General features: G+C 37.5%; 16 protein-coding genes. 5 read left to right on the plus strand and 11 right to left on the minus strand.

The features are described 5' to 3' along the window. Positions 1-13 precede the first annotated feature (13 nt). Positions 14-1,684, plus strand: a complete 1,671-nt coding sequence (locus FGM01_RS06645) for an ABC1 kinase family protein (protein ID WP_143410374.1) — start codon at positions 14-16, stop codon at positions 1,682-1,684. A gap of 28 nt (positions 1,685-1,712) precedes the next feature. Next, a complete protein-coding gene (locus FGM01_RS06650) occupies positions 1,713-3,200 on the plus strand; it encodes a S10 family peptidase (RefSeq protein ID WP_143410375.1) in 1,488 nt (495 codons plus the stop codon). A 6-nt stretch (positions 3,201-3,206) separates the two neighbouring features. Here the strand turns inward: FGM01_RS06650 and thrC are convergent, their stop codons facing one another. The 5 genes from thrC to FGM01_RS06675 form a co-directional block, all read right to left on the minus strand. Further along, positions 3,207-4,502, minus strand: coding sequence for a threonine synthase (thrC, locus tag FGM01_RS06655; RefSeq protein ID WP_143410376.1), 1,296 nt, complete (start codon positions 4,500-4,502; stop codon positions 3,207-3,209). Further along, positions 4,499-5,419, minus strand: coding sequence for a homoserine kinase (locus FGM01_RS06660; protein WP_143410377.1), 921 nt, complete (start codon positions 5,417-5,419; stop codon positions 4,499-4,501). Before FGM01_RS06660 ends, thrC begins: the two co-directional genes overlap by 4 nt. 2 nt (positions 5,420-5,421) lie before the next feature. Further along, on the minus strand, positions 5,422-7,869 hold the full coding sequence (gene thrA, locus FGM01_RS06665) for a bifunctional aspartate kinase/homoserine dehydrogenase I (protein ID WP_143410378.1): 2,448 nt from the start codon (positions 7,867-7,869) through the stop codon (positions 5,422-5,424). Between the two features lie 332 nt (positions 7,870-8,201). Then, positions 8,202-9,665, minus strand: a complete 1,464-nt coding sequence (locus FGM01_RS06670) for a magnesium chelatase (protein ID WP_143410379.1) — start codon at positions 9,663-9,665, stop codon at positions 8,202-8,204. A 10-nt stretch (positions 9,666-9,675) separates the two neighbouring features. Then, the gene (locus tag FGM01_RS06675) at positions 9,676-10,806 is read right to left on the minus strand and encodes a vWA domain-containing protein (protein WP_143410380.1); all 1,131 of its coding nucleotides are present in this window, start codon (positions 10,804-10,806) and stop codon (positions 9,676-9,678) included. A 166-nt stretch (positions 10,807-10,972) separates the two neighbouring features. On the opposite strand from FGM01_RS06675, the gene FGM01_RS06680 reads away from it, so the two are divergent. Continuing rightward, positions 10,973-11,794, plus strand: a complete 822-nt coding sequence (locus FGM01_RS06680; protein WP_143410381.1) for a phosphatase PAP2 family protein — start codon at positions 10,973-10,975, stop codon at positions 11,792-11,794. Between the two features lie 16 nt (positions 11,795-11,810). Then, positions 11,811-12,923, plus strand: coding sequence for an endonuclease/exonuclease/phosphatase family protein (locus FGM01_RS06685; RefSeq protein ID WP_143410382.1), 1,113 nt, complete (start codon positions 11,811-11,813; stop codon positions 12,921-12,923). Here FGM01_RS06685 and FGM01_RS06690 read toward each other — a convergent pair. Genes FGM01_RS06690 through FGM01_RS06700 form a run of 3 tightly spaced genes read right to left on the minus strand, consistent with a single transcriptional unit; the run spans position 12,892 to position 18,072 of the window. Further along, on the minus strand, positions 12,892-13,296 hold the full coding sequence (locus FGM01_RS06690) for a response regulator (RefSeq protein WP_208012715.1): 405 nt from the start codon (positions 13,294-13,296) through the stop codon (positions 12,892-12,894). The genes FGM01_RS06685 and FGM01_RS06690 overlap by 32 nt on opposite strands. A gap of 22 nt (positions 13,297-13,318) precedes the next feature. Further along, the gene (locus FGM01_RS06695) at positions 13,319-16,657 is read right to left on the minus strand and encodes a PAS domain S-box protein (protein WP_143410384.1); all 3,339 of its coding nucleotides are present in this window, start codon (positions 16,655-16,657) and stop codon (positions 13,319-13,321) included. Between the two features lie 56 nt (positions 16,658-16,713). Then, the gene (locus tag FGM01_RS06700; RefSeq protein ID WP_143410385.1) at positions 16,714-18,072 is read right to left on the minus strand and encodes a capsule assembly Wzi family protein; all 1,359 of its coding nucleotides are present in this window, start codon (positions 18,070-18,072) and stop codon (positions 16,714-16,716) included. A gap of 76 nt (positions 18,073-18,148) precedes the next feature. On the opposite strand from FGM01_RS06700, the gene FGM01_RS06705 reads away from it, so the two are divergent. Continuing rightward, on the plus strand, positions 18,149-18,880 hold the full coding sequence (locus FGM01_RS06705) for a tyrosine-protein phosphatase (RefSeq protein WP_143410386.1): 732 nt from the start codon (positions 18,149-18,151) through the stop codon (positions 18,878-18,880). Between the two features lie 8 nt (positions 18,881-18,888). Here FGM01_RS06705 and FGM01_RS06710 read toward each other — a convergent pair whose 3' ends face one another. The 3 genes from FGM01_RS06710 to FGM01_RS06720 are packed head-to-tail and all read right to left on the minus strand — an operon-like array spanning position 18,889 to position 24,045. Then, positions 18,889-21,291, minus strand: coding sequence for a GumC family protein (locus tag FGM01_RS06710; RefSeq protein WP_143410387.1), 2,403 nt, complete (start codon positions 21,289-21,291; stop codon positions 18,889-18,891). Positions 21,292-21,293: 2 nt separating this feature from the next. Next, positions 21,294-22,067 (minus strand): polysaccharide biosynthesis/export family protein, encoded by a 774-nt coding sequence (locus tag FGM01_RS06715; protein WP_143410388.1) that lies wholly within the window; start codon positions 22,065-22,067, stop codon positions 21,294-21,296. A 10-nt stretch (positions 22,068-22,077) separates the two neighbouring features. Beyond that, positions 22,078-24,045 carry a polysaccharide biosynthesis protein gene (locus tag FGM01_RS06720; protein ID WP_143410389.1) on the minus strand — a complete coding sequence of 656 codons (1,968 nt, stop codon included), beginning with the start codon at positions 24,043-24,045 and terminating at the stop codon, positions 22,078-22,080. Positions 24,046-24,051 lie beyond the last annotated feature (6 nt).

A 24,051-nucleotide genomic window follows, 5' to 3' on the forward strand; every position in this document is an offset into this window, starting at 1 on the left:
TTCCCTGAAATTGATGAGCAATACACCAGATAAGATCAGAAGATATTACAAGTTCATTCGTTTTATGCTAAAATACTGGAACAGCGACCTTTTTCGCAAGACCAGCTCTGTGGCAATCAACGGCAATATTTCTGAAGACGATGAGGAACATCAGTTTGATCAAACCCCTGAAGAACTCGTGGAAGATCTTAAAGCAATGGGACCTACTTATATTAAATTAGGCCAGTTGCTTTCTACCAGGCCAGATCTTCTTCCTGATGAATACCTGAATGCTTTAGCCAATTTACAGGATAATGTCTCACCTGTACCTTTTAATGAGGTACAGAGTATTATTGAAAAAGAACTGGGTACGAAAATTTCAAAAGCTTTTAATTCTTTTGAAGAAAAGCCCTTGGCCAGTGCATCCATAGGACAGGTACACAGGGCTGAACTGCGCTCGGGAAAACCGGTGGCAGTAAAAGTTCAGAGACCCGGCATTACTAAACAATTTCTGGAAGACCTGGATACTTTAGATGAATTAACCGCAATGGCGGTAAGACATCTGGAAACTGCGAAAACCTATGCCATCGATGAGGTTTTTGCAGAACTAAGAAGGATTCTTCTTAATGAACTGGATTACAAAAAGGAAGCACAGAACCTCAAGAGATTAAAGCGTAACCTGGCTCAATATGATCATCTTATAATTCCGGCGCCGGTTGATGATTATAGTTCATCTCGCGTTCTAACTATGGAATTTGTAAGCGGTAAAAAGATAACCTCACTATCTCCCTTACGCCAGATGGAAAATGATTTTTCTGAACTGGTAGAAGAGCTGGTAGAAGCCTATCTGCAGCAAATAATCAACGATGGTTTTGCGCATGCAGATCCTCATCCAGGTAATATAAAATTTACAGATGATAACCAGATCGCATTGATAGACCTGGGCATGGTAGCCAGATTTTCTCCTCAATTACAGGAAAACTTAATCGAATTACTGTTAGCCATAAGCCAGAGTAACGGAGAAAAAACGGCTCAGACACTTCTAAAAATGAGTGAGCTGGACGAGCAATCTGAGAAAAAGCGTTTTACAAAAACGGTTACCGACGTGATCATGGAAAGTGAGAACAGCCTCGCCAAGGACCTGCAGACCGGGAGAATTCTAATCCAACTTAACAGACTAGCACTCACCACTCATATCAAGCTGCCCGTAGAAATCAATATTCTGGGTAAGATACTTCTAAACCTGGATCAGATCGTGGCTCTTCTAGATCCTGAATTTGATCTGAGACGGGCTATAAAAAGGAATGTGCATGAGATCATGCGCAAAAAGATGCTGGCAGAATTAAAACCAGAGAATTTTTTTGGCACTTTGATAGAATCAAAGCATTTCCTGGAGCAAATGCCCGGGAGAATGAACCGCATTACTGAAAATCTGGCCAATAACGAATTTAAACTTAAGATCGATGCGATCGATGAAAAACGGGTAACTGATGGTTTTCAAAAAGTGGCAAACCGAATTACCCTGGGTCTTATAATTGCAGCTATGATCGTTGGAGCCTCCATGCTTATGCAGGTGCCTTCAGATTTCCAAATATTTGGATATCCAGGCCTGGCTATGATATTCTTTCTATTAGCCGCTGCCGGAGCGATAATTCTTAGCTACGTAATCGTCTTTCGGGATGAAAATTTAACCAACAAAAAATAATTTTTAACCTTTAGAATTCAGAATCAGGATGAAAAGATTTTCCTTTTTAATTACACTCTTATTATTCCCTTTTTTAAATAGCAAATCCCAGAACGTAGAAATACCAATGGATACGACGGTTACTACCCAACATTCGGTAACCATCAACGGCAAATCCATTAATTATAGCGCCGAAACTGGTTTTATGCCTCTTTGGAATGACCACGGTGAACCAATAGCAAGTTTATTTTATACCTATTATAAACGCAGCGGCATTAAAAATATCGAAAACCGGCCTCTGGTTATTTCATTTAATGGCGGGCCCGGATCTGCTTCTGTCTGGATGCATATCGCCTATACGGGACCACGTGTTCTGAAAATAGATGATGAAGGTTTTCCTATTCAGCCCTACGGAATAAAAGATAATCCACATTCTATCCTGGATGTTGCAGATATCGTTTTTGTAAATCCTGTGAATACAGGTTATTCCAGGGCAATTCCAGATGCTGAAGGAAAAATTGACCGCGAAAATTTCTTCGGAGTTCAGGCAGATATAAATTACCTAGCAGAGTGGCTGAATACCTTTGTGACTCGCAAGAACAGGTGGTTATCGCCAAAATATCTTATTGGAGAGAGTTATGGTACCACCAGGGTTTCAGGATTAGCCCTGGAATTACAGAACAGCCAGTGGATGTATTTAAATGGTGTTATTCTCGTTTCACCAACAGAAATCGGGCTGGACCGCGAAGGACCGGTGGAAGTAGCTAACAGATTACCTTATTTTGCTGCTGCTGCCTGGTATCATAAAGCATTACCTGCTGAATTACAACAAAAAGATCTCGACGAGGTACTACCTGAAGTGGAAAATTATGCCATTAATGAACTTCTTCCAGCTCTCGTAAAAGGTGGATTCATGGATGAGTCTAAGAAGAATGAGATAGCTGAAAAAATGGCTTATTATTCCGGAATTGATAAAAAGGTAATTCTTCAAAATAATCTTGAAGTCCCCTTCAGATATTTCTGGAAAGACCTTTTAAGAGAAAGAGGTGGATTTACCGTAGGTCGCCTGGATTCCAGGTACAGAGGTCTTGATGCCAGGGAGGCCGGTGACAATCCTGATTATAATGTTGAATTGACCTCGTGGCTGCATTCCTTTACTCCTGCCATAAATTATTATCTACGGGAAGAGCTTAATTTCAAGACAGACTTAAAATATAATATGTTTGGCCCGGTTCATCCCTGGGATCGCAGTGGGAACAATACCGGTGAAAATTTAAGGCAGGCCATGGCCCAGAATAAAAATCTGGATGTTCTCATCCAGGCCGGATATTTTGACGGAGCAACCACCTATTTCAATGCCAAATATTCTATGTGGCAGCTAGATCCAAGCGGAAAAATGAAAGATCGTCTAAGTTTTAAAGGCTACCGAAGTGGACATATGATGTACCTGAGAAGTGAGGATCTTGAAAAAGCCAATGATGACCTTCGTCAATTCATAGAAAATTCTCTACCGGGGAATGAACCGGCGAAATATTAAAATTTTTTAATCCATTAAATATCCCTTCAGATCCTCATAATTATTGATCTGAAGGGATATTTTTTCTTTGTGCATTAAATTCTTTATTGATGCGGGTAATTTGATCCTGGTCCCTATAGCTTCTTCTACCGAATCCAGAAATTTAACCGGGTGGGCGGTTTCCAGGAAAGTACCATGATAGCCCTCATGCTCCTTTAAAAATTTCTGAAGCCCAAGGTAGCCAACTGCTCCATGCGGGTCTAAAACATAGCCATTCTCAGCATAAACTTCTTTCATAACCCTCTTGGTAGCTTCATCGTCGAAACTGTAAGCAGAGAGAACTTTTTTGATTTCTGTATATTCATTTTTAAACAAATTCAGGATCCTAATAAAATTGCTTGGATCACCTACATCCATTGCATTTGAAATTGTTGGAACACTGGGCTTCGGCTCGTAATTTTCGGTTTCCATAAATTTTGTTACCGTATCATTGGCATTATTGGCAGCTACAAATCGATCTACAGGTAAACCCATTTCCCTGGCCATCATCCCGGCACATATATTTCCAAAGTTACCGCTGGGGACAGAAAATACAAGCTTTTTATCCTGCTCCCGCAACTGCTGGTAAGCCAGAAAATAATAGAACATCTGTGGCAGCCACCTGGCCACATTAATGGAATTCGCCGAAGTTAATTTCCGTATTTTGGTGATCTCTGAATCCAGAAACGCCTGTTTGACCATTCTTTGGCAATCGTCAAAAACACCCGCAACTTCCAGGGCAGTAATATTCTTTCCCAGAGTGGTTAGTTGTCTCTCCTGTATCTGGCTTACTTTACCTTTTGGATAGAGTATTACTACATCTATGCCCTCTACTCCCAGGAATCCGGTGGCGACTGCCCCACCGGTATCTCCAGAAGTAGCTACCAGAACTGTGATGTTTCCTAAATTTCCTTTTTTTATAAAATGACCCAAACTGCCAGCCATAAATCTCGCGCCAACATCTTTGAAGGCAAGAGTAGGCCCATGATATAACTCCAGTGAACTGATATTTTCCTCTATATTAACCACCGGAAATTCAAAGTCCAGGGTATTGGAAATGATCTTTTCAAGATCGTAATCAGGGATCTCTTCAGCCACATAGGGTTTAATGGCGTTATAAGCGATCTCATTCTTCCCGAATTGGTGTATTTCAGCAAAAAATGAAGCGGGTAATTTCTCAATTTTTTTTGGAAAGTATAATCCTTTATCGGGGGCGAGGCCACGAACAACAGCATTTTCAAAATTGCTGATATGATTTCTATCGTTTAAACTGAAATATTTCATAAAATCCTTACTCCTGATTTGTTTATAGACGATTGATGCAATTCAAAATCTATCATTTTGTCTGAATAGAAATTCTGAATTGCGTTTTTCACTTTCGTAGCATTTTTATCTCCTCTGCATAAAGCATACACCGAAGGACCAGACCCGGAAATGCCAAATCCCAAAGCCCCGTTAAAAGCGACCAGGGCGGCCAAATCATTAAAATAAGGGATTAATATAGAACGTATTGGCTCTACAATTTCATCCTGAAGACTCCGTCCAATTAGATCATAATCTTTGGTATAAAGTGCACTTACAAAAGCACCCAGGTTACCCCACTGGTTTATGGCAGATTTCAGACTTATATTTTGCTTGATAATAGACCTGGAATCTTTAGTCTTGATCTCAATCAATGGATGCAAGATCACTACCCTCAACTCTTCTGGTACCGGAAGACTAAGTACCTCCAAAGGACAATAACTTCTTACAAGGCTAAAACCTCCCAATAGCGCAGGTGCCACATTATCTGCATGAGCATTACCACTGGCAAGTAATTCCCCTTTCATTGCAAATGAGATCAATTCCTGTTTGGTAAATGGCTCCCCCATGATCTTATTTACAGCGAAAACTGCCCCGGCAGAACTGGCTGCACTACTACCTATTCCACTTCCCGGTTTTATTTTCTTATCTATTTCAATATCAAATCCCTGATCGATATTTAATTCACTTAATAGGGCATTTACTGCTACCCCAGCAACATTTTTATCTGCTTCCAGCGGAAGGTCCTGCCCGGAAATCCTGGTGATTCGTACCGTCTTGAGATCGTTCTTTTTGATCAGCATTTCATCACCTACGCTATCAAGGCAACATCCCAAAACGTCGAAACCACAAGAAAGATTTGCCACAGTTGCCGGTGCGAAAACTTTTAGTTGCTCCATAATTATTTCTTTCCTATTCTAATGATATCGGCAAAGATTCCAGAGGCGGTCACCTCTGCCCCTGCTCCTGCACCTTTAACGATCAATGGTTGTTCGGGGTACCTGTCTGTAAAAAATAAAACGATATTATCACTTCCGCTCAAATTGGCAAAAGGATGATGTTCATGCACTTTCTGTAAACCTACCCGGGCTTTGCCATCTTCTAACTGGGCCACATATTTTAATTCGGCATTTTCTTTCTCAGCATCTCTATATAAGTTCTGAAATTCAGGTTCGTCCCTTTTTAATAATTCAAAAAATTTATTATTCGTTTCGCTATTCAGGCTTTCTGCAGATAAAAAATCGTCCCTTTCAATATCTTCCAACTCAAGCTGATGGCCGCTTTCACGTGCCAGGATCAGGATCTTTCTGGCTACATCCACTCCACTTAGATCAATCTTGGGATCTGGTTCTGTATATCCCTCTTTCATTGCTGTCTCCACGACTTTATAGAAAGGATCGGTAGCATTATAATTATTAAAGACGAAATTCAAACTTCCTGAAAGGACAGCCTGGATTTTTTTAATCCGGTCGCCGCTGGCCATTAAATTCTGTAAGGTGTCTATTATAGGAAGACCTGCACCAACATTCGTTTCGTATAAAAAAGAAGCCCCATATTCTCTCGCCAGATTTTGAAGATTCTCATAATTTTCAAAAGCATCTGCACAGGCTATTTTATTACAGGTAACTACAGAGATTGAATTTGCGAGATAATCTTTATACCAACCGGAAATCTCAGCGCTGGCCGTATTATCCACGAAAATACTATTCCGCAAATTGAATTGTTTTACCCGCTTAAAAAACAACTTTTTATCTGCCTGTTCTCCCGTTTCAAGAAGTTTCTGCCAATTCCCTAGATCTATCCCGTCTTCATCGAAATACATTTTCCGGGAATTGGAAACAGCCAGTACTCTTACCTTTAATCGTAATTTATCAAGCAGATAAGTCTCCTGCTTTTTTAGTTGATCCAGTAATTTACTTCCTACATTTCCTACCCCGGTGATGAACAGGTTCAACTCTTTAGAAGGCACCTCAAAAAACTGCTCATGTAGTGTATTTAAAGCTTTAGTTACATCCTTTTTAGCAATCACGGCAGATATATTCCGCTCTGAAGAACCTTGCGCTATGGCTCTTATATTGATATTGTTATTTCCTAAAGCACTAAACATTTTCCCGCTAAGACCATGATGACTTTTCATCCTGTCACCTACCAGGGCAATTATTGAGACATCATCCTCAATTTCCACAGGTTTGATCTTTTTAAAAGCGATCTCGGCATCAAAAGATTCGTCCAGAGCTTCCTTTGCTTTTTCTGCTTCATCAGCTTTTACTGCTATGCAGATACTATGTTCAGAAGAGGCCTGAGTAATTAATACCACATTAATGTGTTCCTGGAACAGCACTTCAAAAAAGCGCTTCGAAAAACCTGGAATTCCAACCATCCCGCTACCTTCTATATTCAATAGTTTAATTGAGTCGATATGAGTGATACCGGTAACCCATCTAAAATTCTTTTTACTGGATTTTGAGATGATCGTTCCTGGTGCTTCAGGTTCAAAGGTATTTTTAATATGTATCTCGATATTTTTGTCGAGTAGAGGCTGAAGGGTTGGTGGATATAAAACTTTTGCCCCGAAATGTGATAATTCCATAGCCTCTTCATAACTAATATGATTTAGTGAATAGGCCTGGGGAACCAGGTTTGGATTGGCTGTAAACATCCCGTTCACATCGGTATATATATAAACTTTATTCAGATCCAAGGCTCCGGCAATAATAGCCGCAGTAAAATCTGAACCCCCACGGCCCAGTGTAGTAGGTACTCCCTGGTCATTTTTCGCAACAAATCCCGGAACTATATAAAAATCTGCCTTGTGTTCCTGGAAAAAATCTGTAATGTTTTTATTAGTGACCTCGTAATTTACGACCACCTTTTCGTTAGTATTTTTACAAACGATTAATTTTCTGGAATCGGTAAATAATGAATCGAGGTTAAGACTTTTGAAATATTCAGCGATGATCATCGAACTTAATATTTCTCCAAACCCTGAGATCACATGTCTGGTTTTATCTGAAAGTTCATTTAAGAGGTAAACTCCTTCATACAAAGTTTCCAACCGGTTAAATTGATTTTTTACTTTGCTTAAAATACCGCTTTGGGCGGTTACCGGTAAAAGTTCCCGGACTACATCCAAATGTCTTTTTTCTGTCTTCTCAAGGACCTCCTTATACCTTAAGTCTTCTTTTGAGGCAAGTTCAGCCATGGTTAGCAGGTCATTGGTAACACCTCCGAAAGCGGAAAAAACTGAAATAACAGCATCTTTTTCCAAATGTTCCTGAATAGTTTTTGCAACAAGCTTAATTCGTTCTGAAGTGGCTAAAGATGAACCACCAAATTTCAGGATATACATAACTGAAACTGTTTAAAGATTTATATAGATTTAGATATACTGGTACGGACGGATGTTATATAGCTAGGACCCCAAATGGGGTAATACCTGTAATCGTGATAGCAATAATCAGCATTGGAAAGATTGAATTTCCGGCAGTCTTATTGATATTTCCCTGTAGTTTTTGCACGATTTTTTCTCGAAATGTTTTTTAAAGGTATTCAAATTAATTTACCAACAAAATTATTTCCATGCTTCCCTTCAAAAATTATCAATTTACTAAAAATCAACAATAAAAAACCCGATAAAAACAATTACCGGGTTGAAAATGTGATAATTATAAAATTAATATTTTATAATCCACTGATGTAGCTTCCATAAAGATCCTTAAATTGAAGGCCTTTCGCGAAACGTTGTTTACTAAGTTTTTTATGTTCCACCAGAGCCCATAATAAGAACTCCTTCATGAAATATTTATCCTCTTCCTTAAGATCGGGCTGATACTTTTTTATTAAGTCATTAAGAGGTTCTATTGAATCTAATTTTTCTTTGTAATCAGATTCAGTAAGATCATCGGGCAATTCGAATCCTGAACCGTCAAAGAACCACTCTATAAGATTGTCATACGGAGTTGTAGCATCTGGTTTCTGTAATTTTTCGATCGGCGGAAAATAATTAGGAAACAGGGATTTAACTGCATCACCTATGAGCTGCATGGCAACAAAGGCAGCCCCTTCCTGCTCTCCTTCATAGACCAGCTCCACCTTACCGGTAATCGCCGGAATTACACCAAGGAAATCACCAAATCTAAGCAGCGTTTCTTCTTCTCCATTCTTTATAGCCCTTCGTTCCGCAGTACTTAATAAGTTTTCGAATGCCGTGATACTCATCCTTGCACTCACACCACTTTTATGATCTATAAATTCACTGTCCCGGGCCTCAAAACTTATCTGTTCTAAAAGATCTTTAGCAATTTCTGGCACGTAAATCAAATCGCTCTGTCTTTTATCCAGTCGGGCTTCCTGTGAAGTGATCAATTTCGCTATTTCTATACTTTCAGGGTAATGTGTAAGAATTTGAGAGCCTATCCTATCCTTTAGCGGAGTCACGATACTTCCTCTATTGGTGTAGTCTTCTGGGTTCGCAGTAAAAACGAATTGCATATCTAAAGGTAATCGCAATTTGAAACCCCGAATCTGAATATCACCTTCCTGTAGAATATTAAAGAGTGCAACCTGAATTCTTGCCTGTAAATCAGGTAATTCATTGATTACAAAAATGCTCCTGTTTGCCCTTGGAATCATTCCGAAGTGGATCACCCGGTCATCAGCATAACTTAGTTTCAGGTTGGCGGCTTTAATTGGATCAACGTCACCAATAAGATCTGCTACGGTGACATCTGGGGTTGCCAGTTTTTCAAAAAAGCGTTCTTCCCGATGGATCCATGAAATCGGAGTATTATCGCCTTTAGCAATGATCATTTCCCTAGCATATCTGCTAATTGGTCTTAATGGGTCATCATTAATCTCTGAACCTTCTATGGTAGGAATCCACTCATCCAGAAGGTTTACCATAAGTCTGGCCAACCTGGTTTTAGCTTGTCCGCGTAAGCCCAGGAGATTAATATTATGACGGGATAAAATGGCTCTTTCCAACTCGGGAATTACCGAATAGTCATATCCATGAATGCCTTCAAAGGCTTTTTCATTATTCCTGATCTTTTGCTTGAGATTATCTCTTAATTCGTCTTTGATGCTCTTACTTTGGTAACCTGCTTTCTTGAGGTCACCTAAGTTTTTAATGCTTTCCTTGTCCATATATATTCTCTTATCCTCTTATTCTTTTCTTCCTGTTAATTTCATAATCTTCAAAGATCATTTCACCCAGGCCTTTTAGTCCTGTATAAAAGGCTTTACCCTGATTGGCAGCCGTAAATTCCTGAACGAACCTGGTAAGGTAGGGATCCTGCGCGATCATAAAAGTGGTAATAGGTATTCTAATTTTTCTTGCCTGGCGTGCCATGTTATAGCATTTATCCACTATATAGGGGTCCAGCCCCATACTATTCTTGTAATAACTACCGTCACGTTCCCTAACACAACTAGGTTTACCATCAGTAATCATAAAAATCTGTTTATTGGTATTTCTTTTTCTGCGCAACAGGTCCATAGCTAATTCCAGGCCGGCAACTGTATTGGTATGATAGGGTCCAACCTTAAGATAAGGTAGTTCTGCGATAGAAATAGGCCAGGCATCATTTCCAAACACCAGAATATCCAGAGTGTCCTTTGGATAACGGGTAGTGATCAATTCAGATAAAGCCATTGCGACTTTTTTGGCCGGTGTGATCCTGTCTTCTCCATATAAGATCATACTGTGACTAATATCTATCATAAGTACAGTACTCATCTGGGATTTATAGTGCGTTTCCTCAACAACAAGATCATCTTCAGACATGGTAAATTCACCGATACCATGGTTGATCTGAGCATTACGCAAACTTTCTGTTACCGAGATCCTGCTTAAAGAATCTCCAAACTGATAAGCCCTAAAATCTCCAGTATGCTCATCTCCTCTACCGGTCTGATCTGTTCTATGGTTACCGGCAGATCCTTTTTTCAATTTTCCAAAGATCTGTTCCAGGGCCTGTTGTCTTATTGCCCTTTCAGTTTTGGCTGTAATTGCCATTCCGCCATTGCCGTCATCATCAATTTCCTCTCTTATATATCCTTTCTTTTTGAGATCTTCTACAAAATCATCCAAAGTATAATCCTCATTGGTAAGTTTATATTCTTCATCGAGTTGTTTCAACCAATCCAGGGCCTCATCGAGATCTCCCGAAGTATGCGTAATAATCTCTTTGAAGATTTCGAATAACTTATCAAAAGGAGATGTTTCTGGCGCGTCATATTTATTAAATATAAATCCTCTAATCTCCTTATCTACATTCCTTTTCATAAGCTTAAAAATAACCCTTTTTCAAGAGAATTAGAATACATGCTTTGTAAACACTAACTAAACTTTTGTTAATTGAGTTAAACCATCATCCTGCCAGAGCCTGTTATTCTTTTCTTAAATACTTCATGCATTACGAGAGATATTAGAGATTTGAAAAAAATATATCATGAAAAAAATCGCTCTGCTTTTGTTAGTATTTTTCATCTCTTCTAATTTTTATGCACAGGAGAGTACTTCACCCTATAAAACAGATTTCTGGAAAGACGGATCCTGGATTGCCGGCTCTACCGCCATGAATGTGCTGGGGGTCATTACTATCCAGAACAAAGAAAACCTTACTGATGCAGAGCTAATTGAACTGGATAAAAATGATCTTTGGAAAATCAACCGGGGAGCAGCGGGTAATTATTCTGTAAATGCAGATGAACTAAGCTATATCCCTTTTTATGCCTCATTTGCCAGTCCTTTACTTTTTCTTTTAAATGAAGGTGAAAGAAAGAATTTTGGACAGATCTCTGTTATGTTTATTGAAACAATGGCCACTACCGGAGCATTTTTTACCATTACTGCCGGAACCGTTCAAAAAAGCAGGCCGTTGGTTTATAATGAATCGCTTTCAAACGAGGAAAGAGCAGATTCTGATGCTCAAAGGTCTTTCTTTGCAGGGCATACTGCTGCTACCGCAGCAGCTACCTTTTTCTCTGCTAAAGTATACCAGGACTACCATCCCGAATCGCCTGCGGTTCCATTTGTCTGGGCAGGAGCGGTTGCTGTGCCTGCTTATGTGGGTTACCTGCGAACAAAGGCCGGCAAACACTTTTTAACAGATAATATTGTAGGTTTTGGAATTGGTGCCGCATGTGGTATCTTAGTTCCTGAAATACACAAAATCGGGAATGAAAAATTGGACATTTATCCAACTGCGCAGACTAATGTAATGGGAACCGGTGTTGATACTAAAGGTATTGGTATGAGCTATTCGTTTTAAAAAAAGTCTGAATTTTATGAGTGTTGGAGAAATTATTATTCTGTTTTTTTCTGTTTTAATGTGTATCCCTACACTGGCCTCAATTACCAAATTTGATAAATGGTGGGTAAGGGGCTTCGATTTTCCCCGCATTCAGATTAGTTCATTAATCATCCTGGTCATCATATTTTCATTTTTCATATATGATTTCTCAAGGGTATGGCATTTTGTAATTACAGGTTTATTAATCCTTAGTTTGCTCTATCAGTTTAAAAAAATCTTTCCTTATACCTATTTTGCTAAAAAGCAGGTATTGAAATTCGAAGGAAAAAATACTGATGGCACTATATCTATTCTTGTAAGTAATGTTTTAACACCTAATAGAAGAAGCGATAAACTTCTTGCTCTGGTCGAAGAAAGACAGCCAGATGTTCTTCTTACTCTCGAAACAGACAAAAGATGGGAAGATGAACTTTCTATACTGGAAGAAGAATATAAACATACCGTTAAGATCCCTCAGGACAATTTATATGGAATGCATTTATATTCTAAACTTGAGTTGCAGGAAATCAAGGTTAGAAATCTGGTACAGAATGATATACCTTCCATTCATGGAAAAGTTGTCCTGAAAAATGGTAAAAAAGTAAACCTTCATTGTTTGCACCCTATGCCACCAAGCCCTTCAGAAAGTGATACTTCCACCAACAGAGATGCAGAACTACTTATGGTGGGCCGTGATCTGGATGCTGAAAATGATTCTATCCTGGTGATTGGTGATCTTAATGATGTAGCCTGGTCACGTACTACCCGGCTGTTTCAAAAACTAAGCGGACTTATGGATCCACGGAAGGGAAGAGGTTTTTTTAATACTTTTCATGCAGATTATTTTCTGCTTAGATGGCCCTTGGACCATGTATTCCATACTAAGGATTTTACCCTGATAGAAATAGCGAGGGAAAGAAATATAGGCTCAGATCACTTTCCCATGTACATCAAATTGAATTACAAGCCTAAAGCCATGGCAGCCAATGTAGATACAGATGAACCTGCTGAAGAGGAAAAGGATTGGGCCGAGGATAAGATCAAAGATGCTGACCCAATAATGGAGAAAATGGAATTTAACTCTCTTCGAAGTACCCAGACAGCTTAGAAATCCCCTTTAATTTAGAGCAATGCCTTGCCGAAACGGGTTTCTCGATGAAATCCACAACATGAGGATCGTTCGCTGCTTCACGCTTGTCCTTTCGGTCTATAGAAGAAGTTACCATCACTACATAAAATCTTTCATTTCCTGGAATCTCTTTTAATCTTCTAAGAAATTCCCAGCCATCCATTTTTGGCATGTTAATATCCAGCATGATTAAATAATCAATATCGCTTCCAGCTTCTTCAGCAAGAAAATCAAGTGCCTTCTGACCATCTTTAAAACTATATGGATCCGGATCAAGTTCGGTTTTAGAAACTATTTTTCTTTGTAAAAAAGTGACTATTTCGTCGTCATCTATAATAATCGTGCGCAACATTTGTAAAGTTATTTGGGACATATTACAATTCCTTTTCAGTTTGAACTGCTATTTTCCTGATAATACCATCCAGCTCATTTGCTGAATTTAAAATATTTTTAAGTAATTCTTCTGTATCGTCAAAATCATCTTTATAATTTAAAAGGAGGTCTACCAGACCCATCACCTTAGCCAATGGTGCCCGTACCAGGTGAGATTGAGTCCAGGCTATTTCCTTGAGTCGCTTATTATGATTTTCTATTGCGATCAAATTGCGTTTTCTTTCGGTGATATCCTGCATAGAACCTATAATTCTAATTGGTTTTTTGTGACTATCAAAGATCAAATAGCTTCTATCCAGTACATATTTATAAGAACCATCGGCACATCTAAATCTGTATTCGATAGTTAGGTTTTGCAGACCTTTATTTTTCATTCGGTTCTCTGCTGCTTCTACCTTTAATCTATCCTCAGCATGAACTTTTTCATTCCACCATTTTCCCGAATATAAATTACTAACGTTTTTATAGCCAAAAACCTCTTCTATAGTATCACTAACCTTGACGGCATCCCTGGCGATATCATAATCTGTTATGACATCACTGGTTGCCTTAGCAACAATATCATAACGCTTTAAGCTTTCGATAAGCTCCTTTTCCTGCTCAACGAATTCAGTAATATCCCTGGAGTTCATTACTATCCCGCCAATTGCTGGTTCACTTTTAAGATTCGTAACGATAGTTTCAACCCATCGCCAGCCATTTCCTTTTCTTTTTACCCTGTATGAAGGTAATTGAACCCGTTTTTGCTTTTCAAGTAAAACTAGTTGATCCTCCAGACTTTTAAGGTCATCTTTATGGATATGGTCCATGAAATTGGAACCATTTAATTCCCAGGGATGCAGACCAAACATAATTTTGGAGGCCGGGCTATTATAAAAATAATTATAATTTTCGTCTACGATTGAAATAAGATCAGACCCGTCCTGGACAAGAGCTTTAAAGCGTTGTTCCCTTTGCAGTAATTTTTCTTCAGCAATGATCCTGTCGGTTACATTTCTAACCAAAGAAACCCTGGCTTTATGCCCATCAAAATGAACCGGATTACTGTTAACATTTACATAGATTGCTTCTCCGTTTTTCTTGAGATGTTTGACCTTAACCTGGAAGAAACTTTCTTTTTTAGCCGAAATGATTTGTTCTATATTTTTGTCTTCCCTCTTTTCCCATAGATCTCTTACCGTCATTCCTGAAAACTCTTCTTCAGAATAACCGTACAGATCTATAGCAGCTCTATTTACCTTCAGAAATTTTAACGTATACCTATCTAATACCCACATAGGTAAAGGACTCCCATCAAACAGGCTTCTATATTTTTTTTCAGATTCAGCTAGTTTTTCCTGGGTAAGCTTTCTAACTTTTATATTTTCAGATAGCTCTTCATGTACTTTTTTTAATGGAGTAATATCTGTCCCATAAGTAAATACAACGTTCTCTTCTGCAAAGAACTGGGAGAAACGCCATGAAATCCAAAGGTAGCCACCATCTTTTTTCTTGCACCTAATTTCAAAATCTTCGCCGCCTACCGTTAAATTACTAATGGCAGCATAAGTCTTTTCCAGATCTTCTCTATGAATAAAATCGATAAAGGGCTTGGTTAAAATTTCACATTCCGTATAACCGAATTTTTCAATAAATGAAGGGTTGATTTTTTTAACAAAACCATCCATTCCTATTACTGCAATTAGATTAGGAGAATACTGGAAAAAGTCATTTAACTGTTCCTGGCTTCTTTTTCGCTCAATGGCTGATGCAATCTGAAGAGTTATATCATTTAAGAGTTCTGTTTCTATCTTCTTTTTATCTCCGGTTGATCCAAGGCAAAAAATAGATACCAATTTACCTTCAAAAATTATGGGAAATCCTACCGCAGATTGAATTGACTGCCCCCCTTCGAGTACCATACCCTGAAGAAGGTCTCTTTCATCTTCATTCCGTATCACTTTCATTTCGCCGGATTCCCAAACCATTCCCGGCAATCCAACTCCTTTTTCATATATCTTACCGGCAACAGATAAATCTTTTCCTTCAGGCCAGTAAGCTGTTCTAACCAGTTTTTGATTATTGATACTCACCTTGTAAGATTCGGCATAATCAAAATCAAGATCTTCACAAAAGATCTTTAAAACCTTCATCATCGAATCATGTAAGGATGAATTATCTCCAAAGGCCTTAATTACTTTAAAAACTAATTCCTGTTTTTTATTGTAAAGGTAGGTCTCTGTTATATCTCTGGCTATACCAACCAGGCCGATAATTTCTTCATCCTGATTTTTAAGGGGTACTTTTGTGAGCAGCACTTTTTCTTCGAAACCGTCTATATTGATTACCGTATCTGGCCTGTTAATAACGGCTTCGCCAGAATTCATAACCCACTCATTATCTGAAATTATTTCCTCTCCCTTCTTCGAGTCAAAATAATCTTTAGGGGTATATCCCAGACTACTGTCATCTGAAGGTTTACCAAGTATTTGCTGATAAAATTTGCGATTGGATAAAATACTTTTGTGCTCCCGGTTCTTTACAAAAATATAATCAGGAATATTATCAATGATAGCACGCAGCATCTTCCGTTCATCTAAAACTTTTTTTTCGGCAAGACGCTGTTTGGTGATATCTTTTGCAATACCATAAACCCCAATGATTTTATCATGATGATATATGGGGAGGTTATTTATCTCTAAAATCCTGGCAGTACCTTGAGTACTGAGAAAATTGGCAGTATAACTTTGATTTTCTCCTGCCAGCGCTTTTTGAAAATGTCCTAAAACCTTTGGTTGATCTTCTTTGGTTATAAATGGAAGGAAATGCATTTTCAGCAACTCTTCCTGGGTAGTTTCAGCAATCTCTACCGATCTATTATTGACATTGACGAAATTACCATCAAGGTCAAATGAAAAAACTGCATCGGGATTATTATAGAATAAATTGGAATAAACCTGTTTATTATACTCAGTTACCGTAGCGGCAATATTAGTAGAAGCTGAAGTCTGCGTTTTTTCAGCAGTATTAATAACTATCGAGACCTTATCTATTAAATTATCATTTCCAAGTATTGGCAATAGGGATAAATCTAAACTATATCCATTCTTATTTAAAACAATAGTCTGGGGATTTCCGGCAAGGCAAACTAATAATTTGCCGGTAAATTCTGTAGAAAACTGATCTTCTGAAAGATCGGTAAAACTGAAGCCATTTTTTAAAACTAAATTGAAAGATTCCAGGAAGATCTGGCTTGCCTGTTTATTGAAACCACAAATACCTTCGTCATAACTATAGGTAATGACAGCCACACACTGGTTCAAGGTAGGGTCCTGGTTCAAGTTAATTGCTAAGATTTAAGGCGTGAGGAAAGTACAAAAAAAATATTAATTGGGGCCTAAAAGATCGTTTTAGAAAAATTAATTCCAAATCCGTAATTAGATTTCTCGAAAGACTTTATATCGGCTCCAATCTGTGCTTTAAGATTATAGTCGCCATCTAGAATTTGCATTTCTAAAAGAGTTGATAAAATGTTTCTGGTTTCAGGAAAGAAGGAGTCTTTAACTCCATAATTTTTTCGATAGCTTAGCAAAAACCGATAAGGGTGATCTTTTATTAGCTCTCCTTTCAAGCCCAGGTGATGAACCATGATAATATTTGTGCCAATCCTGAAGTTATTATCATTTAAGAGTATAAATGGTACTCCAAGAATCTGGCTATTATAGGTCCAGCCGGAACGATACAAATTGTTATTAAAGTAATTATCTGCACCGTCTACCAGGGAGCCAGCCCTATCCCGACTTTGATTCTTAGTATAATAGAATTCATACATAAAAGCTTTCAGGATGGAGGTTCCCCAAAAATCATCACGGTTATCTTCAACATAAATCCCATATCTGCCATCTGGAAGATTTCCTCCTTTCAAACCAGAGGCGTCCTCAAAAATATGATTATATAAAAATTTAAAATCTAAGTCTCTTATTTTCGTTTTTACCTTTATTTCGTAACTACCTATTTGATTTCCAAGAGCATTCACCTCCTGGCCGTTCCCTACGTCTCCTTCACTGGCCATCCCTGTAAAAATTCTCAAATAATCTTCGAAAGACTTTGGCAGCTGACCGAATTCCTCTGAGACCCCAGCCCACTGTACAAAATGTTGAGCCCCGATTTCAATCTGAAAACCGGCTACGCCTCGGTAAACAGCGTGCAGAGATTTGTGATGAACCCTGGTATCCTGGATGTAACGGTTATCGTCCATTAAATATTCTTCCAGACTTACCTTAAAACCAATTCCCCGATCTTTAAATAAAAATATAGGATCACGGCTGTAGAGTCTAATTCCAGGCATTGGTCCTGCATTCAAAGACCAGAGTATATTTTCATTTGAAGCACTTAGACCTTGAAAAATATCTTCCCTTTGCATTTTACCTACAACAACACCGATTTTAGGTGTCACAAAATTAAAATAAGCCTCATCGATTCTAATTCCATTTGTGAATCCATCTTTGTAAAGTCCACCCACACCGAACTCGGCATAAGTATCTGAACTCAGGTTAAACCTGGATGTTGCAGAAATTAAACCCGATAAATTAGATTCTTCATCTACCCTGCCCCGCCTATTTGAATGTAACCATAATGGCGACTCTTCCCCGGAATACAGTAAACCTATCCCTTCCAGATTTATATTAAAATCAGTTTGGCTCTGACATTGAAAAACAGAGACGAATACAAAAAAAACAATAAAGGGAATTCTCATTGGTTAGTTCTACGAACACTGCAAATATTAAGAATAAGAATTAAAATTATGTAATTTTGGTTCCAAAATAATTTCAATGCTCTCATTTTTTCAGAAGAATATTTATTTAGTCGATTTAATTGAAGGTATTACTGATTTTCATAATCATATTTTGCCCGGAATAGATGACGGGGCGAAATCTATTGAGGAATCTATTGGGCTTATAAAGGCATTTGAGAATATAAGTATTACCAATTTTGTGGCTACTCCGCACGTTATTGGAGAATATTACCCTAACACACCACAAACAATATCTTCCGCATACCAGAATTTGGCCAAGCAATTAGAGGATCCGTCACGTATAGCTTACGCTGCGGAATATATGATGGATCAGCACTTTATAGATATACTGGAAAATGGCGAAATCCTGAACATCATAGGTTCCAAAGTACTGGTAGAGATGTCCTACTTCCAACCTCCGTTGAATTTGAACGAAATATTATTTAAAATACAAAACGCTTCATATTCCCCTATTTTAGCACATCCAGAGAGGTATGCATTCTTCCATTCTAAATCTCTAGAGAAGTTTAAGGATCTTAAGTCCAGAGGCTGTGATTTTCAACTTAACATGCTTTCCCTCTCAGGTCATTATGGACTGGGAATTCAGAAAACTGCCTTTCAAATGCTGGAGAACAAAATGATCGATTTCATTTGCAGTGATGTACATAGAATAGACCATCTTGAAAAGATCAAAAAAATCAAAGTTCCAAAGAAATTTTCAGCCGGGATTCAGACTGTTATTAATAATCAGAAAAATTTATTTTCTTAAGAAAACAACTAGCTAAATAATCTTCTTTTAATTCTGGTCCATCTGGATTCTTTATCTACTCCATATCCATATCCATAGCCATAGGAATACCCGTATTGCGCACCATAGGAAAATTTAGAATAATCAACATCATTTAAAATTACAGCCAGTCCTTTAAGCTTACCTTGTTTCTTCAGATCTTTAGGGAATTCCAGTAAATTTTTCTCTGTAAAATCAGCACGAGTGACGTACAAAGTATAATCTGCAAGCTGACTAATTAACAAGGTATCGGTTACTATCATGGATGGAGCGGTATCAACTATGATATAATCATAATCAGATTTCACATTATCAATCAGTTGCCGCATACGGTCATTCATTAATAGTTCCGCAGGGTTAGGAGGTATAGGTCCTGAAAGTATAATATCTACAGCTATACTATCATCATTAGTTTTTGAAATAACATCGGAATGGGTAATGGAATAATCATATAAGAAATCTGACAATCCTTTTTCTTTGGCTCCCTCCATCTGGTCCGTGTACCTATGCAATTTTGGATTTCGAATATCTGCACCGATTAAGAGGACAGATTTACCAGTACTGGCTAAAGTTCTAGCCAGGTTAAAAGAAACAAAAGTTTTCCCTTCCCCTTTAACTGTAGATGTAATAAAAATCACCTCACCTTTATCCTGATTCCGATTCTGTATTAAATATGCCAGATTTGTTCTTAAAATTCTGAACGATTCAGCTAAGGGAGAACGATCGTTTAACTGGATTACATCTGCCTGTTCCGGTCCAATTCGAGGCACTTCCCCAATAAAAGGTACTACTTTTAACAAGGAGGCCAGATCACCCTTGTGATGAACTTTGGTATCCAAAAGATTTTTAATAAAAACGATTAAAATTGGAATAATTAAACCCAAAAGAAACCCTCCAACTAAAATCAACCATGGCGCTGGATCAACCGGTGTATTTACGGTGTATGCAGAATCCACAACCCTGGCGACCGAGCCAGTTGCAGCATAAGATATTGCCGCCTCCTCTCTTCTCTGTAATAAAAACAAATAAAGTTGTTCTTTTATTTGTTGCTGTCTTTCTATACTCCGCATGCCTTTTTCAAGACCTGGGAAAGAACTAAATTTTCCTTGCGCAATATTTTCTCTATTGTTGAACTCTTTAATTTTAACTTTAATTGACTCCCGAGCAGTTCTTATATTTTCATACAAATTAACTTTAAACGTATCTAGCTGATCTGTAATAGATTTCACAACTGGATTATTGACGGTGGAACTTTTTAAATAAGTATTCCGTTCTACAACTAACGAATTATATGAATTTATAAGCCCTCCGACATTTCCTTCATTAATTCCTACCTCAGGAAGAAAAACATATTCTTCCTTGTCCTTCAATAAATTTTCTATAAAATTAAGTAATTCTAATTGTGTTTCAAGATCAAATATTTCTTGTTCAGCTTTAGTATATTTGGCACGAAATTCAGCAGCGCCAGATTCGACACTCATTATGCTGTTATCACGTTTAAAATTAGCAATTCCACCTTCAACTGAATCCAATTCATTTGTAATCATTTCCAGTCGTTCTTGAATAAATCTAGTAGTATTTTTTGCAACCTCTTGCTTATTTTCAATGCCTTCTTCATTGAACCGTTCCATAAGTTTATTCAGAAAATCTTCAGATTTGGCCGCAGATTCATTAACCATAGATAATTCTAAAATATCTTTTGACTGACCTTTAGGAGTTATTAATAAATTCTGAATAAATTGATTAGCTGTCTGCTGAATTGGCGTGACTAAAACATTTACCGTTTTAAAATTTTTAAAAGTGTTAGAATTATTCCCAGATTTAGATGAAACAGTAAATTGCAAGCCTGAGTAAGTAATCGTTTCCCCTATATTAAAATTTTCATTAAAGTCAGATAAAAGGGACTTCAAATTAAACTCTGTATTTGAAATGGGTGTAATTAATAAATTTAAATTTGATTTGTTAACTAGCGAATCTGGAGATATAAAATTAAGCTCAATAGGACTGTTTTTATATGCTTCTACAGTAATTACATTACCTTCTATAAAATATGATTTATTGAGATTTAATTCATCTACCACACTCGAAATTAATTGTTTCGATCTTAGTTTTTCAATTTGACTTTGTAAGCCGACGTTTTGGAAGGCCAGCAATGCTCCTCCCCCACCAGGCAATGCACTCATTGCACTATTTTTTTGGTCATCAACCATAATCATGGTAGACCAGGTTCTATATTTGGGGATCGTATACCTGTTATACAGATAGGCTATTACCAAACCTACAATTATACCTAATAATATCCATTTCCAATATGCAAGATATTTATATATTTCAGCTTTGAGATCAAATGAAGATTCTTCCTTTTCATCAATAAAGTCATTAAGTTCTTCCATAATTATTTAAGACTATTTATAAGAACATAAATCCCAATTATCGTAGTACCGAGTGATATTATTCCCTGATAGCTAGTAAAAAAGCCGGCAGATTTTACGGCTCGGTAAGTAGGTTCAACATAGACAATATCATTTTGTTTTAAGTAAAAAAATTCACTTGAAAACAAAGATGTATCAGTCATATCGATAGTTCCTATCTTCTTTACACCTTCTGTTTCTCTAATAATAGTAATATTTTCCCTCTTGCCATTATAAGAAATATCCCCAACCATGGCTATCAACTCGGGCATTGTTATTCGGCCGTCTGTAATTTGAATTCTTCCGGGACTTCCAACCTCTCCTAAAACCGTAACACTAAAGTTGACAATTCGCACATCAACAATAGGCTCTTTTACGTAATCCTGAATTCTGTTTTCCAGCTTATCCTGAAGCTCAGTACGGGTAAGGCCTACTACTTCTACTTTACCCAGGACAGGAAAGTTAATGATGCCATCGGGACTAACCAGATAGCCTGACAAGGATGGATCCTGTCTGCCAGCACCACCTTGCTGCTCGCCCATTCGCATTTGGAAAGGTTTTACAATTTCTTCGTTTATTGATGAGGAAGAGACATTAATTCGTAGAACGTCATTTTTTTCAATTTTTGGCTCGTAATCCAGTAGATTTTTGCTTCCTTCTAAAACCTCCTTACCTTCATAAAAATAAACGATTTCTTTTTTAGTAGCACAACTATTCAATAAAAGGGTTAGTAGGCATAGCCCTATAAAATTCTTCATAAATATTAATCTATTCTTTCTTTAATTCTGCGATATTATCGAGACGCTCATAAGAAGAGTTGTTACTTTTAAATTCGGGAATGAGATCCTTTAATTTAGCAACTACTTTATCATTCTTTAACTTATTTGCCGATTTGATAATTTTAATGATTTTACCGTTGATCAACTCATAATTTCTAACCACATCCTGGCCGATCATAATCTTTTTGTGATGGGTAGGTAAGGTTTTACACTCATCATTCAACAATTCTTCATAAAGTTTCTCACCAGGTCTTAATCCGGTTATTCGAACTTTAATATTTTTATTTGGTTGATAACCAGCGAGTTTTATCATTTTGATGGCTAAATCCATAATCTTAACGGGTTCTCCCATGTCAAATACAAAGATCTCTCCCCCTTTTCCCATTGCACCTGCTTCAAGAACCAGCTGACATGCCTCAGGGATGGTCATAAAATATCTTATAATATCCGGATGTGTAATCGTAACAGGACCACCTTTCTCAATTTGTTTTTTAAACAAAGGAACGACAGATCCATTTGAGCCCAGTACATTTCCAAACCTGGTAGTTATGAATTTGGTGTTATGGCCAGAATGATTAAGCTGTTCATGATAAAGTGACTGTACATACATCTCTGCGGCCCGTTTAGAAGCACCCATGACATTGCTTGGATTTACAGCTTTATCTGTAGATACCATAACAAAATGACCAACCTGATACTTGACTGCCAAGTCTGCTAAATTCTTCGTGCCGTGAATATTGACAAAAACAGCCTCATGCGGATTGCTCTCCATCAAAGGCACATGTTTATAGGCAGCAGCATGATAAACTACATCAATATCCTGATTTTGAAACATCAATTCTAATCTCATTTGATTGCCAACATCGCAAATCACCGCCTGGAAATTGAGATCAGGGTATTTTGATTCGATTTCAAGTTGGAGATTATGAAGAGGAGTTTCTGCCTGATCTAATATAATCAACTTTCTTGGGTTATATTCTGCTACCTGTCTTACTATCTCACTCCCAATTGAACCAGCAGCGCCCGTAACAAGAATAGTTTTACCAGTTAACTGTTCGATTTTATTTTGAACATCTAATTGAATAGGCTCTCTATCCAGCAGATCTTCGATTTGCAGAGTTTTAATGCTCTTGGTTACAGGTTGGTCCCCATCCCATGAGGAAACCAAAGGAGCATTATATACAGCAATATCGTTTTCAAGACATTCCTCTACCAATTTGAATTTTTCTTCAGAAGTAAAAGAGTTTTCAGAAAATATAATTGCCTTTGCTCCCAAAGAACTTACTTCTTTGTGAATTTTTTGGGTATGTCTAAGCACCGGTTTATCAAGAATACGTAAACTTTTATGCGCATTCGGGCTTAAAAATCCAACAATCTTGAATCTCTTGGGATGCTCAATATCTAGAGCTCCTGCAATCGAAATTGCATTTTCATCAACTCCTAGAATAACCGCTTTAATTAAAGCCTCATTTTTCTGTACGATCTTAAAATACTCGTAAACTTGCTTTACCCCAAGTCTGAATAGGAACAAAAGTGAAAATGAGATCCATAAATTTATAAGCAGGCCTCCAATTAGAAATATTTTTTCTCCGACAATAAAGTAGGTGGTATAGTTTATTATTATTAGCGTAAAAAAAACACTTACTGTAGCTAGCAGTAATTTTAGGGCATCTATATTCGAGGAATATCTTATAATTCCGGCGTATGTTTTGAAGATGTAAAAATAAAGGATATTGGTCAGGACTATAATAAAGCCTTTTTCAACGAAACTCAATAAAGTATATTGAAATGGGGATAGATCTAATACTATAAATATTGTTAGTATTGTGGAAATACTAACCAATCCTATATCGATCAATAAAACAGCCCATCGAGGCAAATACTTAAGATTTCTTATATCTAAAGCATTATCCGGACCGGTGAGAATATTTTTCAGGGCTTCGTTGATTTTACCCATAATATA

Origin of the sequence: Christiangramia sabulilitoris, from assembly GCF_007050985.1 — a bacterium.
Taxonomy (GTDB): Bacteria; Bacteroidota; Bacteroidia; order Flavobacteriales; family Flavobacteriaceae; genus Christiangramia; species Christiangramia sabulilitoris.

Excerpts from the sequence above, each read along its gene's own strand:
- FGM01_RS06645 (WP_143410374.1), top strand. The coding sequence starts at position 14 with ATGAGCAATACACCAGATAAGATCAGAAGATATTACAAGTTCATTCGT.
- FGM01_RS06650 (WP_143410375.1), top strand. The coding sequence starts at position 1,713 with ATGAAAAGATTTTCCTTTTTAATTACACTCTTATTATTCCCTTTTTTA.
- thrC (WP_143410376.1), bottom strand. The coding sequence starts at position 4,502 with ATGAAATATTTCAGTTTAAACGATAGAAATCATATCAGCAATTTTGAA.
- FGM01_RS06660 (WP_143410377.1), bottom strand. The coding sequence starts at position 5,419 with ATGGAGCAACTAAAAGTTTTCGCACCGGCAACTGTGGCAAATCTTTCT.
- thrA (WP_143410378.1), bottom strand. The coding sequence starts at position 7,869 with ATGTATATCCTGAAATTTGGTGGTTCATCTTTAGCCACTTCAGAACGA.
- FGM01_RS06670 (WP_143410379.1), bottom strand. The coding sequence starts at position 9,665 with ATGGACAAGGAAAGCATTAAAAACTTAGGTGACCTCAAGAAAGCAGGT.
- FGM01_RS06675 (WP_143410380.1), bottom strand. The coding sequence starts at position 10,806 with ATGAAAAGGAATGTAGATAAGGAGATTAGAGGATTTATATTTAATAAA.
- FGM01_RS06680 (WP_143410381.1), top strand. The coding sequence starts at position 10,973 with ATGAAAAAAATCGCTCTGCTTTTGTTAGTATTTTTCATCTCTTCTAAT.
- FGM01_RS06685 (WP_143410382.1), top strand. The coding sequence starts at position 11,811 with ATGAGTGTTGGAGAAATTATTATTCTGTTTTTTTCTGTTTTAATGTGT.
- FGM01_RS06690 (WP_208012715.1), bottom strand. The coding sequence starts at position 13,296 with ATGTTGCGCACGATTATTATAGATGACGACGAAATAGTCACTTTTTTA.
- FGM01_RS06700 (WP_143410385.1), bottom strand. The coding sequence starts at position 18,072 with ATGAGAATTCCCTTTATTGTTTTTTTTGTATTCGTCTCTGTTTTTCAA.
- FGM01_RS06705 (WP_143410386.1), top strand. The coding sequence starts at position 18,149 with ATGCTCTCATTTTTTCAGAAGAATATTTATTTAGTCGATTTAATTGAA.
- FGM01_RS06710 (WP_143410387.1), bottom strand. The coding sequence starts at position 21,291 with ATGGAAGAACTTAATGACTTTATTGATGAAAAGGAAGAATCTTCATTT.
- FGM01_RS06715 (WP_143410388.1), bottom strand. The coding sequence starts at position 22,067 with ATGAAGAATTTTATAGGGCTATGCCTACTAACCCTTTTATTGAATAGT.
- FGM01_RS06720 (WP_143410389.1), bottom strand. The coding sequence starts at position 24,045 with ATGGGTAAAATCAACGAAGCCCTGAAAAATATTCTCACCGGTCCGGAT.